The organism is Anabaena sp. UHCC 0399 (assembly GCF_034931465.1).
Classification (GTDB): Bacteria; Cyanobacteriota; Cyanobacteriia; order Cyanobacteriales; family Nostocaceae; genus Trichormus; species Trichormus minutissimus.
Genome location: NZ_JAYGGZ010000005.1, coordinates 155,497 through 169,813, shown reverse-complemented (window position 1 = coordinate 169,813; position 14,317 = coordinate 155,497). Strand labels below are relative to the sequence as shown.

Below are 14,317 nucleotides of genomic sequence, written 5' to 3'. Positions count from 1 at the left end.
CTCCGTGAACGAGTCTTTTAGCTCCAATTCAAGAAATAACAACCAAATTTTCCCAACACCCTTACACCCCCAGCAAAATGGTAAGATTTTCCATATAAAACTGATAGGAAAGCAGCGTGTCGATAACAGAGAATAAAATAACAGTAGATTCTTTAGAATGGTTTTATCGGGAAGCTACACCAATTGGACAAACTGACTTATTACCTGTAGTCTTACTACATGGAATCCCATCACAAAGTTATAGTTGGCGCAACATTTTACCAGCATTAGCCAGCCAAGGAACAAGAGCGATCGCACCAGATTGGATTGGTTCTGGCTTTTCTGCTAAACCGGAAAAACAAGAGTTTCCTTACACTCCCGACGCTTACATCAAAGCATTGTCAGGCTTTATTGAAGCTTTAGAACTAGAACGATTTTCTCTAGTAGTCCAAGGTTTCTTAGCTTCTGTTGGTCTGCAATATACTTTAAGAAATCCCGAAAAAATTGCCAACATTGCTATTTTAAATACACCCATTTCTCTGGATGCAAAATTACCTTGGAAACTGCAACAGATGGGTTTACCTTTTGTGGGTGACATGATGACTCAAGACCCCTTATTAGTTGACCGCACTTTAGAAGGCGGTAGTCGTTATCGCATTGAAGACAAAGATTTAGATGTATATCGCAAACAATATTTAAAGACTTCCGCCGTCGGACGTGCGCTGTTAACCACGATTCGCAATCTGCAACTACCAGCAGCCATGACAGAAATTACATCCGGCTTTCAACAATGGCAACAACCAATTTTAATTCAATGGGGAATGATTGACCCTTGGTTGCCTATAGATGTAGCAGAAAGTTTTGCCAAGTCTGTACCCGATGCAGAAGTGATTAAACTCAACAACGTCGGTCACTATCCCCAAGAACACTATCACGAAACAATTCTAGAAGACCTACTACCCTTTGTACGTCGAAGTAAGTAGTGAGTGCTGAGTGGTGAGTAATGAGTAATGAGTAATGAGTAATGAGTAGTGAGTGGTGAGTGCTATTAGGGGTAGCAGGGAATTGAGCAGGGTGCTGAGTAAAGAATTCTTTAATTTTGAATTTTGAATTTTGAATTGATTAGTCCCCTGTCACCTCTTTTTCCGGTACAGGATCATAACCACCGGGATGGAATGGATGACAACGCAAAATCCGTCGGGTAGCCATCCAGCCGCCGCGAAATATGCCAAATCTTTCTATGGCTTCGATCGCATACATTGAACAAGTCGGTTGAAAGCGACAGGTGGGTAGGAATAGGGGAGAGATAAATATTCTGTAGCCTTTAATCAACCAAATAAATAATTGCTTCATTACTGTCGCCCAAATCTTATAAATTGGTAACAAGGATAAAACGTTTTCTATCTTGTAGCATCTTTGTTAACTCAATTTCCTGATTTCATCTTAACCCCATCTCTATGGCTGCAAATTACTATTGTTGCAGCTTGGGTATTTTTTATTCTAGCGATCGCTGGATTAGTAAGTCGCTTTGCTACTAGCGATCCGGAAATCATCCGCAAAATAGTTCATATTGGTGCTGGCCATGTCATTTTAATCGCGTGGTGGCTGAATATTCCTGCCAGCATAGGTATTGGTGCTTCAATTTTAGCCAGTATTATCACTCTGTTATCCTACATTTTTCCTCTTCTTCCCGGCATCAATAGTGTAGGAAGGCAAAGCTTAGGCACATTTTTTTACGCTGCTAGTGTAGGAATTTTAGTAGCTTACTTCTGGTATGTACAACAACCCCAGTATGCAGCGATTGGGATGATGATTATGTGCTGGGGTGATGGACTCGCCGCTTTAGTTGGTCAACGCTTTGGTAAACATAAGTATAAACTTTTGGGAGCGCAAAAAAGCTGGGAAGGCTCTTTAACTATGGCATTAATGAGTTATGTCGTCTGTAGTTTAATTTTACTGGGCGTATTCGGTAATATTTGGCAAACTTGGACAGTCTCATTAGTAGTTGCATTCGTCGCCACTAGTTTAGAAGCTTTTTCGTTTTTAGGTATTGACAATTTGACCGTTCCTTTAGGTAGTGCAGCTTTGGCATTTATGTTAATGCAGCTATGGGGTATTTAGAGGAAGTAGGGAGTGAGACACAGTAGAACAGGACTTACGCAAAAACTCTCTCAAACCCTTATTTCTCTGTGTTCTCTGCGTCTCTGTGGTATGCGCTACGCGCACGTTATTCCGTAATTTGTGCGTAAGTCCTATAGAATAACTGACTTCATCCCTCTATTATCCAATGTCGGCAATAGTTTTTTCCTCTGCTGTTCCCTGTTCCCTCTATTGGCATATGTACCAGTAGAGTTAAAATACAGACATTCTTCTGTGCGGTGGGCTATGCTCTACCGGAGGTAATCGCCTTTATGTTGGGTCAGTTACTAGATGGACGCTATAAAATCACCAAAGTCTTGGGTGCTGGTGGTTTTGGTCAAACCTTCATTTCCGAAGACACTAAACTTTACAACAATCATTGTGTAGTCAAACTACTCAAACCAATGGCAACTGATCCCATGACCTTACAAGTTGCTAGGCGGTTGTTTCAATCAGAAGCACAGTTATTACACAAGTTAGGTACTCATGACCAAATTCCCCAACTATTAGCGCACTTTGAAGAAAACGAGGAATTTTTTCTAGTTCAACAATTTATTGATGGTCATCCCCTCAGTGATGAACTCACCCCTGGAAAACGGCTGAGTGAAGCATATACCATTGCCTTGTTGCAAAATATCCTGCAACCATTAGCCTTTGTCCATCAAAATCAAGTCATTCACCGCGATATCAAACCGCCAAACCTGATTCGCCGCAAGAGTGACGGCAAAGTTGTGCTAATTGACTTCGGGGCGGTGAAAGAAATTAGTACGCAGGTGGTGACTGGCGAAGGTGTCACGAAAATGACCGTAGGTATTGGTACGGCTGGCTATATGCCCAGTGAACAGAGTCGGGGTAGCCCCAGATTAAGCAGCGATGTCTACGCTGTGGGGATGATTGGTATTCAAGCTTTAACAGGGTTAATGCCCCATCAATTGGAAGAAGATATCCAAACGGCGGAAATTGTCTGGCGACAATTAGTACAAGTCAGCCCATCTCTAGCGGATGTATTAGATAGGATGGTACGCTATGACTTCCGCCAACGCTATCCTTCGGCAGTGGAAGCTTTAGTAGCTGTACAACAGTTGGGCAATGCTTACGCACCAACACAAACACCTACTAATCCAGGATATACACCGACGATACCGTTTGATCCCGCACAGCAGCAACCAATTAATTCTCAGCCTCCCTTGTATTCGCCTCCACCGCCAGTTCCAGTCCAGTATCGTCAAGAGATTCCTAAACAACCTCAGTCTGCTGCACCTGCTGTATCTGGCGATAGTCCAAAGGTAGGGTTTGGTTTTTATTTGCAATGGGTGTTAGTGAATGTTGTGGGTTTGATTGGAGGGGGCATTTTTGCGGCGATCGCTCATGTAATAGTAGAGCCTATCTTCGGTACAATCCTGAGTTATCAAGCTGTAGTTGCAACGATGGCCTTGACAATCGGCTTCATGCAATTACTAATGCTGCGAAGACACATCCCCATATCTGAAAAGTGGTGGCTATTAGGAACTACTTTAGGTGCTTGTATTTCCGTTCTCCTAGGGAATATGATGTTTAGCGGTGATTTGGATAGTGTAATCGGACTGTCCTTCATGTCAGTAGGCCTCATCGTCGGAATTATCCAATGGTGGCTACTGCGGCGATTTGTTAAGCAAGCTGGCTGGTGGATTTTGGTTAATTTACTGTTTGGTTGGATAGGCGGTATTCTTTCGGGAGCAGTATTAGTATTGCTGTTAAAAAATCCCAAAGAACACCAGTAAACATCAGCAAGTTTCTTATTCGTAATGATAACGACAACAAAGAAAATCAATTTGAGTATTTCCCACCCGATACATCAGCCGATGTTCTAAATCGACGCGTCGTGACCAAATATCTGCATCTAAATACTTTAATGGTTCTGGTTTACCAATCCCCTCGAAGGGATTTTGCATCACAGCCGTCACCAAATCCAAAATTTTCGATGCTTTCTGAACATCTTGCTTGAACCACCAAGCTAAATCCTCTTTAAACCTAAAGCTAAAACCAGGACTGCGATTAACTATAACTGGTTGAATTTCCTCGCTGTCAGCTTTCTTGTTTTTCCTCTTGCCCAATTCCCAACTCCTGCTGAAGTTCTGCAATAGATCGAGGTTGAATCTTGCCGATTTTCGACTCCTCTATTGCATCAAATAATCGACGTGCATTTGCAGGAGAACGCAAAAGATAAACTGTTTCCACCAAACTTACCAAATCTGATTCAGCAATCAAGGCTACATTCTCACTGTCACGACGGTTGATGATATACACTTGATGATTTTGTACAACTTGGTCTAACAACTTGAAAAAGTCGTTTCTCGCATCGGTGGGAGATGTGATTTCGTAAGAAAACATGGATTTATGTACATATTCCTGTACATAAATTATAAGACACTATTAATCATATTGCTATTATTTGAGTGAGATTAAAGCATGGCTCATCAAACTTACATAACTGATGTGTTAGTTGTTGGTGGTGGAACTGGAGGGACTGCTGCGGCTATCCAAGCAGCGCGGCGCGGTGCTAACACTATCCTTGTGAGTGAATTTCCTTGGTTGGGAGGAATGTTAACTTCCGCCGGAGTCTCTGCGCCTGATGGGAACGAATTAATAGCGTTTCAGACGGGTTTATGGGGAGCATTTTTACAAGAATTACAGCAACGACAACTAGGGGGATTAAATAACAGTTGGGTAAGCTTTTTTAGTTATGATCCCCGTGTGGGAGCAGAAATTTTTGCTGATTGGGTAAAGGAACTAGCAAATCTGCATTGGATTTCTGGACAAGTCCCCCTAGAAGTTTTAAAGCAAGATAACTGTATTACTGGTGTGCGGTTTGCAGATTTTACAGTGCAAGCCAAAGTGATTCTCGACGGGACAGAGTTAGGCGATTTATTAGCCTTAGCAGAGATACCTTACCGTTGGGGTTGGGAATTACAGTCTGAATGGGAAGAACCCAGCGCACCCATTGAATTTAATGCTATCACGACCAAATATCCTGTACAGTCACCAACTTGGGTTGTTGTAATGCAAGATTTTGGTGCAGATATCGCACCCGAAATTCCTCCCTTGCCAAATTATGATCCTTCCCTGTTTGTAGGTGCTTGGGAAAAATATGGTGCAGAGAAATTCTTGAATTATGGACGCTTGCCGGGTAATCTATTTATGATTAACTGGCCTATATGTGGTAATGACTACGGTGAAGGGGTAGGACGACTGATAGAGTCAGCAGCATCTAAAAGAGAATTTATAGAAGAGTGTCGTGGGCAAAGCCAAAATTTCGTCTATTATATCCAAAATCAGCTAGGTAGGCGTTACGGTTTGGCAGAAGGAATTTTTCCCCATACCCATCCTGCTTTTGCCCTGCATCCCTATTACAGAGAAAGTCGCCGCTTGGTAGGACTAACTACTGTCACAGAACAAGATATTTTACCAGTTGTAGGGGGTCGGGTAGCAGCTTTATTCCCCGATGCGATCGCAATTGGTAATTACGCCAACGACCATCATTATCCCAGCTTTGACCTACCGCTACAACCAAAATCCATTCGTTGGGGAGGAAGATGGACGGGAACGCCCTTTACCATTCCCTACCGTTGTTTAGTTCCAGCAACCACAGATGGTCTATTAGTGTGTGAAAAAAATATTTCTGTCTCTCATATCGCCAATGGCGCAACTAGATTGCAACCTGTTGTCCTGGGTATCGGTCAAGCGGCGGGGATGGCTGCTGCTATGTGTGTGGAGTTAAATTGTCAGCCGCGAGACATACCTGTACAAGCTTTGCAGAAAGCTTTATTGCAAGGCGATCGCTCTCCTGCCGCTATCATACCTTTATTTAATCTTTTACCTAATCATCCAGAATGGCGGCAATGGCAAACGTATTATCTCAATGAGCCTCAAGCCTATCCCCATAGTGGCAATTGTCCCGCTTCATCGGTGGATAATTACTATCATTCAGATACCCAGCAAGTATTCACACGGGGAAATGACTGTTTCACAGGAATTCTTCAGATTTTAAATCAGCAGGATTACAGATTCACTATCACTACTCCAGCTGCTAATCTAGGGCAAACTTGGCAGCTTGTGACCTGGCGATCGCATATAGACGCGCAGCTGCAAGGACTGACCCATGAGCAACAGCTAACTGTTTGGGGTCATCTAAATTATTCTGGTAACTGGTTATTAGTGGAAAGTTTGGTAGTATAACTGACTTTATTTTTTTTTTCGGTAAAAAGCACTACTTTTTTGATAATTTTCCGGACTCGTTACATAAAACTCAGTAGCAATAGATAGGAAAAATCACAAAGAGATATCTACAATGCGTGCTACTGTTAAGTTTTTAATTTCGAGTCTGGTCTTTGCTTCACTAACAGTTAATTTCTCACAACTGGTCAATGACAATTTCTTCATGTCATCAACTACTTCACAAAATTTAGTCTCATTAAAACCTAAACCTCAGCGTAATGAACCAGAAGGTGCTACCCCTGTTCGAGGTAGTGGACGGAGGAGTTTAATGGAATCGCAAAGGAATACTTATCCTACTGTTTAGTAGATCAAAGATGATACCTATTGTGACATGAGGATTTTTCTTGTGATCAGCAAATTCAACACTATTCAACTCTTTTAACTAGCCTTTTTAGCAAGAATACAATTTTTTTAATTCTGCCATAACAACTACCCAGTAATTAACCACCCCAATTGACAGCATCACCACTCTTCAGACTAGACATAACGCTTAATTTTATTTTCAGGGTATCATTCAGGTTAATTCATAATATTACAACAGGGTCAACAACTTCATAGTAGGCTAGATTTAGCCCTAATTTTTTCAACACACAAGACACAAATCTGCGGTTAAGCTACATCGAAACAAAATGCGGAGTTTCGAGCTTCTCGTCTTGCTTGATAATTGATTAGACCTCTTGCAAAAGTCCGAAAATCAGATGTGTCATTCTGAATGAAATATAGAATATTTGAGATGTTTCGCTTTGCTCAACATGAAAAGGTCTATTGAATAGGGGTGCAAAGCTATACACCCCTAAAGATTTACCTCTAAACCTGCTATCACTCTATTAATTTATGGTTTGCTAGGCTTTAGGAATATTTTTCATGTTGATGCAAGTTTGTTTATTTTTTCATCGCTGGATAATGTTGCAAGACATTCTGCAAATATTGTCCAGTGTAAGACCTGGGATTTTTGGCAACTTCCTCTGGTGTACCAACAGCGATAATTTCTCCGCCTTTATCGCCACCTTCTGGCCCCAAATCTATTACCCAGTCAGCACAACGAATTACATCTAGATTGTGTTCAATTAATAAAATAGAATTACCCTTATCTACCAATCTTTGCAAGACATCTAATAATTTATGCACATCATAAAAAGATAAACCCGTCGTCGGTTCATCGATTAAATAAAGTGTCTTACCTGTGGCGCGACGAGATAATTCTGTGGCTAGTTTCACTCTTTGTGCTTCGCCACCAGATAAGGTAGTTGCTGGTTGTCCTAACTGCACATAACCCAATCCAACATCAACTAATGTTTGTAAACGATTGACAGCTTTAGGAATATTTTCAAAAAACTCTAAACTCTCCTCAACTGTCATATTAAGAACGTCAGAAATAGACTTATTTTTATATTTCACCTGCAAAGTGTCGCGGTTATATCTTGCACCTTTACAAACTTCGCACTGTACATAAACATCAGGGAGAAAATTCATTTCAATGATATTTACACCCTGTCCACTACACGCTTCACAACGTCCACCTTTAACGTTGAAAGAAAATTGTCCTGGTTTGTAACCCCTGGTTTTAGCTTCTACGGTTTGCGAAAATACATCCCGAATTACATCAAAAACCCCTGTATAAGTCGCAGGGTTAGAACGGGGTGTGCGTCCAATGGGCGACTGATCAATGACGATGGCTTTATCAACACTATTTAATCCTTGAATTTTATCGACATCTTTAGGTATAGGAACTTTTTTAGTTAAATGATGTTGTAATGATGGGTAAACTAATTCGTTAATTAAAGTTGATTTTCCAGAGCCAGAAACACCAGTAACCGCAACAAGTTTACCTAAAGGAATTTCGACATCGATATTTTTTAAGTTGTTGCGATGGGCATTTTTAATGATTAAAGTGCGACCATTTCCTTCGCGACGTTCTGCTGGGGTATGAATTACTTTGCGTCCTGATAAATATGCACCTGTTAACGATGTTTCGGCTGTGAGTAATGCTTGGAAATCACCTTGGGCGATAATATTACCACCATGAACACCTGCACCGGGGCCAATATCAACTATATAGTCGGCGGCGCGGATGGTTTCTTCATCGTGTTCTACGACAATTAAAGTATTACCCAAATCACGTAATTTGGTTAATGTTTTGAGCAATCTATTATTATCTCTTTGATGCAAACCAATACTTGGTTCATCTAAAACGTAGAGAACTCCTGTTAACCCAGAACCAATTTGTGTGGCTAGGCGAATACGTTGCGATTCCCCACCAGAAAGGGTCATGGCTGCTCGATCTAAGCTGAGGTAATCTAAGCCTACATCTAATAAAAATTGTAATCTAGCTCTGATTTCTCGTAGCACTAAATCTGCAATCTTAATTTGCCGATCGCTCAACTTTAAATGATCAATTCTCTGCCGACAATCACGAATCGAAACACTCGTTAACTCTAAGATGTTATATTGACCTAACCTCACTCCTAAAGCTTCCGGTTTTAATCTTTTACCACCGCATACTTCACATGCTTGATCAACTACATACTGCTCTAATTTTTGCTTAATTAATTCCGAACCGCCTTCATATTGTCGCTGTAAAATGGGGATAGCACCTTTATATTGCGGTGTTTTTTGATTGTCTGTTGCCTTTTCACCATACAAAATAACTTGCTGCTGTTCTGGTGTTAGCTTATGCCAATTTGTTTGTAATTCAAAACCATGATTGCTACCGACACTATAAAGTAATTCTAAATAATAAGAATTATCTTTATCAGACCAAGGTGCGATCGCAGCATATACTGGTGCTTCAGGGTCAGGTACTACCAATTCTGGGGAAAATCTTCTTAACGTTCCCAAGCCGTGACACTGAGGACAAGCACCGTAGGGGGAATTAAACGAGAATAAGCGCGGTGATAATTCATCCATCACCGCCCCATGTTCGGGACAAGCAAAGTTTTCCGAGAAGACTAATTCTTGTTCTTCCTCTGGAGGATTCTCAGTAATAGGACTCACCAAAATTTTGGCAATACCGCCCGATTGTTTGAGACACGTAGATAAAGAATCGAATAAACGTTCCTGAATTTCAGGCTTTTTCACCAAACGGTCAATGACTACTTCAATATTATGGGTATAATTTTTATCTAATTCAATTGAGTCTGACAGTTCCCGGACTTCGCCATTGATGCGGACACGGACAAACCCTTGGGAAGCCAAACTAGATAATAACTTGCGATGAGTTCCCTTTTTACCCCGCACCACAGGCGCGAGAATTTGGAACTTAGTCCGGTCTGGTAGTTCCATGATGCGATCGCACATTTCGTCTATAGTTTGAGGTGCAATAGAGCGATCGCATATGGGACAATGGGGTTCACCAGCCCGACCAAACAACAGTCGCAAATAATCATAAATTTCCGTCACTGTCCCGACGGTAGACCGGGGGTTATGAGATGTAGATTTCTGGTCAATGGAAATCGCCGGACTTAAACCTTCGATTGCTTCTACATCTGGCTTATCTAATTGCCCTAAAAACTGCCGGGCGTAGGCACTGAGAGATTCTACATAACGCCGTTGACCTTCAGCGAAAATCGTATCAAACGCCAAAGAAGACTTACCCGAACCTGATACACCAGTGAACACGATTAGGCGATCGCGTGGCAACTCCAAGTCAATATTCTTCAGATTATGCTGTCTTGCGCCGCGAATCCGAATTGTATTCTGGGGGTTGGTGTAGGGGAGGTGTCCATTTAGGGATGCGGCTAGCTTGTGATCTGACATATTGACAGGCCAATAATGAGAGGCAGCGTGAAACAGTTCTTAATAATACTATCTTTATCTAGCTTTGTTATAACTATGCCTATAGTAGTACAATTATACTGTTATTGCTTACATTTCAAACCGCAAATGAAGAAGTAGAAAAACGAGTGCTAAGTCCTGAGTAAGTAATTATTCAATTTTGAATTTTAAATGTGTAGTTATTGCAACACTTATTCATAATTTGATTAATCTATATCAAAAGTAATATTTCTTTCAGGCATAGATAGATTCAATACATTGGTAACGTTCTTAACAATACATAAAATCAATGTTAAAAATTATTCACTGAAATGTAAAGTCTGTTAACCTTTCCTACAGGTCATGCCCGCAATTTTTGGAGTTCTATTTTTAGATTGATGCCAGTGTAGTCAATGGCGAATAAACCTTAATTTTTCAGCATAAATTGGAAAAATTTGTCATGGGTAAGATGACCTTCAGACTGTAGATAACTACACTGGCATAGAGAAGAAATTCGGCACAACTATATGTAATGGAGAGTGATATGACCTTAGCAAGTCCTCCACAGACAAAGCCTTTAATCGATGCAGAATTGCATAAAATGAATGCCTACTGGCGCGCAGCTAATTATTTGTCAGTCGGGCAAATATATTTACTTGACAATCCCCTACTCAAAGAAAAACTCACTTTAGAACACGTCAAACCTAGACTGTTGGGACATTGGGGAACAACCCCAGGATTAAACTTTATCTATGTTCACCTGAATAGGATCATCAAAAAGTATGACCTAGACATGATTTACATTGCTGGGCCTGGTCATGGGGGGCCTGGACTGGTAGCGAATACTTACCTCGAAGGAACTTACAGCGAGTATTACCCCAATATTTCCCAAGATGCTCAGGGGATGCAAAGACTGTTCAAACAATTTTCATTCCCTGGTGGTATTCCCAGCCACGTAGCACCGGAAACGCCCGGTTCTATCCACGAAGGCGGGGAACTGGGTTATGCCCTCGTCCATGCCTTTGGTGCTGCCTTTGATAACCCTGATTTAATCGTGGCTGCGGTTGTTGGTGATGGGGAAGCGGAAACTGGGGCATTAGCTACTAGCTGGCATTCCAACAAGTTTCTTAACCCCGCTACAGATGGGGCTGTGTTACCGATTCTGCACTTGAATGGGTATAAAATCGCTAACCCCACAATCTTGGCGCGGTTGAGTTACGAGGAATTGGAAAGCCTATTTGTAGGATATGGTTACAAACCTTACTTCGTGGAAGGCTCAGAGCCTGCGGATGTGCATCAGCAGATGGCAGCGACTTTAGATATCATTACGGCAGAAATTCACAACATCCAACGAGAAGCCCGTATACATGGGTTTAGCAAACGTCCCCAGTGGCCAATGATTATCCTGAGAACCCCCAAAGGTTGGACAGGGCCAAAAGAAGTAGACGGGAAAAAGACAGAAGATTATTGGCGATCGCATCAAGTACCATTTGGGGATCTAGCTAGTAAACCGCATCACATCCAACTCCTAGAAGAGTGGATGAAGAGTTACAAACCCGAAGAACTCTTCGATGCTAACGGTACACTGTTTCCTGAACTGGCAGAACTTGCTCCCAAGGGACATCGCCGCATGGGTGACAATCCCCACGCTAACGGAGGGATCTTGTTGCGGGACTTGAAGATGCCCGACTTCCAAAATTATGCCGTTGATGTTCCCCAACCAGGTAGAGTCATTGCTGAAGCTACCAAAGTAACAGGTGAGTTGCTGCGGGATGTGATGAAACTTAACCAAGATAGTCGTAACTTCCGCATCTTTGGCCCTGACGAAACAGCCTCAAATCGCATCAATGCCGTCTTAGAAGTCACCAACCGAACTTGGGTAGCCCAAACCCTCCCAGAAGACGACCATCTGTCCCCCGATGGTCGGGTAATGGAAATGCTCAGTGAAACCAACTGCCAAGGATGGTTAGAAGGATATCTACTCACAGGTCGTCATGGTTTCTTCTCTTGCTACGAAGCATTTATCCACATTATTGACTCCATGTTCAACCAACACGCCAAATGGTTGAAAACTACTCGTGAAATTCCTTGGCGTAGACCTATCGCATCCCTGAATTATCTACTGACTTCCCATGTTTGGCGGCAAGATCATAACGGATTCTCTCACCAAGACCCTGGTTTTATTGATCATGTAATGAACAAAAAAGCCGAAATTGTGCGCGTGTATCTGCCCCCCGATGCCAACACCCTCTTGTCGGTGACAGATCACTGCTTAAGAAGCCGTCAATACGTCAACGTCATCGTGGCAGGCAAACAACCAGCACTGCAATATCTGGATATGGATGCAGCAATTAAACACTGCACCAAAGGAATCAGCATTTGGGAATGGGCAAGTAATGACCAAGGTGGCGAACCAGATGTAGTTATGGCTTGCGCTGGAGATGTCCCCACCTTAGAAACCTTAGCGGCTGTGGATATTTTGCGGCAAAACTTCCCAGACTTAAAAGTGCGGGTAGTCAACGTTGTAGATTTAATGACCTTGCAACCCAACACAGAACATCCCCACGGTTTAAGTCCCAAAGACTTTGACACCCTATTCACTACAGATAAACCCATCATCTTTGCCTTTCATGGCTATCCTTGGTTAATCCATCGCCTTACCTATCGCCACACCAACCATAAAAACCTCCATGTGCGTGGTTACAAAGAAGAGGGAACTACCACCACCCCCTTTGATATGGTTGTCCTGAACGATTTAGATCGCTTCCATTTAGTTATGGATGTAATCGATCGCGTCCCCAAACTAGGGTACAAAGCCGCTTATGTAAAACAACATCTCCAAGACAAGTTGATCGAACACAAGCACTACATTGAGAAACACGGCGAAGATATGGCAGATATTCGTGATTGGCAGTGGCCGTATTAAGAGAGGCAGGGGAGCAGGGAGCAGGGAGCAAAGGGGAAAGTCTTCTCCCCATTCCAAAACCTTAAAAGATGCCAAGTAATTGGGCTTTTGGCTTCTGGGACTGTCACGATCATCTAAGTCATACCAAAATTCACCCGGCGAAATCCAGTGTTGAAGCTAGGGTAATAAGTTCGTTCGCCTCAAATTTGAGGCGATCCAAGATTAAGAGGAGGTTTGTTTTGACGAAGTTAAAAGTTGGCATCAACGGATTTGGTCGTATTGGGCGGCTTGTGCTTCGCGCTGGCATGAACAACCCCAATATTGAGTTTGTGGGTATTAACGACCTAGTACCACCAGATAACTTGGCTTACCTATTAAAGTACGACTCTACTCATGGTAAGTATCAAGGTCAGGTGGAAGCCAAAGAAGATGGCATTTTGATTGATGGTCACTTCATTCCTTGTATGTCAGTCAGAAATCCAGCCGAATTACCTTGGGGTAAACTTGGCACAGATTATGTCGTAGAATCGACCGGACTATTTACAGACTATGAAGGTGCATCCAAACACCTACAAGCAGGAGCAAAGCGCGTAGTTATTTCTGCGCCTACCAAAGAACCAGAAAGAGTGAAGACACTGTTGGTAGGTGTTAACCATCAACTCTTTGATCCCAGTAAGGATCTGATTGTTTCCAATGCTAGTTGTACTACTAACTGTCTAGCTCCGATCGCCAAAGTAATTAATGATAACTTTGGTTTAGCAGAAGGGTTAATGACTACAGTTCACGCCATGACTGCAACCCAACCCACTGTAGACGGCCCCAGTAAAAAAGACTGGCGGGGTGGTCGCGGTGCAGCCCAAAATATTATTCCTTCTTCCACAGGTGCAGCGAAAGCAGTGGCACTGGTTTTACCAGAGTTGAAGGGTAAGTTAACAGGGATGGCGTTCCGAGTTCCTACCCCTGATGTCTCTGTAGTGGATTTAACCTTCAAAACTAGCAAATCCACCAGCTACAAAGAAATTTGTGCAGCCATGAAAGCGGCTGCTGAAGGAACACTTGCCGGGATTTTGGGTTACACCGACGAAGCAGTAGTATCTACAGATTTTCAAGGCGATCGCCATTCCAGCATTTTTGACGCAGGTGCTGGAATCGAATTGAACTCAAACTTCTTCAAAGTAGTCGCTTGGTATGACAACGAGTGGGGCTACTCTCACCGTGTAGTTGACCTGATGCTGTCAATGGCACAGAAAGAGCAATTGGTCACAGTTTAAGAGAGTGCTGAGTATT

General features: G+C 42.4%; 11 protein-coding genes. 7 read left to right on the top strand and 4 right to left on the bottom strand.

Features of this window, described 5'->3' with window-relative positions; genetic code table 11:
• Positions 1-116 precede the first annotated feature (116 nt).
• The gene (locus VB693_RS04585; RefSeq protein WP_323265233.1) at positions 117-962 is read left to right on the top strand and encodes an alpha/beta fold hydrolase; all 846 of its coding nucleotides are present in this window, start codon (positions 117-119) and stop codon (positions 960-962) included.
• 139 nt (positions 963-1,101) lie between these two features.
• Here VB693_RS04585 and yidD read toward each other — a convergent pair whose 3' ends face one another.
• A complete protein-coding gene (gene yidD, locus VB693_RS04580; RefSeq protein WP_323265232.1) occupies positions 1,102-1,332 on the bottom strand; it encodes a membrane protein insertion efficiency factor YidD in 231 nt (76 codons plus the stop codon).
• A 63-nt stretch (positions 1,333-1,395) separates the two neighbouring features.
• On the opposite strand from yidD, the gene VB693_RS04575 reads away from it, so the two are divergent.
• Positions 1,396-2,100, top strand: coding sequence for an SEC59/DGK1/VTE5 family protein (locus VB693_RS04575; protein WP_323265231.1), 705 nt, complete (start codon positions 1,396-1,398; stop codon positions 2,098-2,100).
• A gap of 290 nt (positions 2,101-2,390) precedes the next feature.
• Complete coding sequence (locus VB693_RS04570; RefSeq protein WP_323265230.1) at positions 2,391-3,878, top strand: protein kinase domain-containing protein; 1,488 nt, start codon at positions 2,391-2,393, stop codon at positions 3,876-3,878.
• Between the two features lie 15 nt (positions 3,879-3,893).
• Here the strand turns inward: VB693_RS04570 and VB693_RS04565 are convergent, their stop codons facing one another.
• Together VB693_RS04565 and VB693_RS04560 are read right to left on the bottom strand one after the other, a co-directional pair.
• Positions 3,894-4,211 carry a Txe/YoeB family addiction module toxin gene (locus tag VB693_RS04565; RefSeq protein ID WP_323265229.1) on the bottom strand — a complete coding sequence of 106 codons (318 nt, stop codon included), beginning with the start codon at positions 4,209-4,211 and terminating at the stop codon, positions 3,894-3,896.
• A complete protein-coding gene (locus VB693_RS04560; protein WP_323265228.1) occupies positions 4,183-4,488 on the bottom strand; it encodes a type II toxin-antitoxin system prevent-host-death family antitoxin in 306 nt (101 codons plus the stop codon). Before VB693_RS04560 ends, VB693_RS04565 begins: the two co-directional genes overlap by 29 nt.
• Positions 4,489-4,566: 78 nt before the next feature.
• Between VB693_RS04560 and VB693_RS04555 the strand changes: the two genes are divergently transcribed.
• Both VB693_RS04555 and patX read left to right on the top strand, forming a co-directional pair.
• Positions 4,567-6,333: an FAD-dependent oxidoreductase gene (locus tag VB693_RS04555; RefSeq protein ID WP_323265227.1), complete on the top strand. Its 1,767-nt coding sequence runs from the start codon at positions 4,567-4,569 to the stop codon at positions 6,331-6,333.
• 112 nt (positions 6,334-6,445) lie between these two features.
• Positions 6,446-6,676, top strand: a complete 231-nt coding sequence (gene patX, locus VB693_RS28985; RefSeq protein ID WP_414575864.1) for a heterocyst-inhibiting protein PatX — start codon at positions 6,446-6,448, stop codon at positions 6,674-6,676.
• Between the two features lie 578 nt (positions 6,677-7,254).
• On the opposite strand, the gene uvrA is transcribed toward patX, so the two are convergent.
• Positions 7,255-10,128: an excinuclease ABC subunit UvrA gene (uvrA, locus tag VB693_RS04550; RefSeq protein ID WP_323265226.1), complete on the bottom strand. Its 2,874-nt coding sequence runs from the start codon at positions 10,126-10,128 to the stop codon at positions 7,255-7,257.
• A 541-nt stretch (positions 10,129-10,669) separates the two neighbouring features.
• On the opposite strand from uvrA, the gene VB693_RS04545 reads away from it, so the two are divergent.
• On the top strand, positions 10,670-13,051 hold the full coding sequence (locus VB693_RS04545) for a phosphoketolase family protein (protein WP_323265225.1): 2,382 nt from the start codon (positions 10,670-10,672) through the stop codon (positions 13,049-13,051).
• A gap of 218 nt (positions 13,052-13,269) precedes the next feature.
• Positions 13,270-14,301 carry a type I glyceraldehyde-3-phosphate dehydrogenase gene (gene gap / locus VB693_RS04540; protein ID WP_323265224.1) on the top strand — a complete coding sequence of 344 codons (1,032 nt, stop codon included), beginning with the start codon at positions 13,270-13,272 and terminating at the stop codon, positions 14,299-14,301.
• Positions 14,302-14,317: the final 16 nt, after the last annotated feature.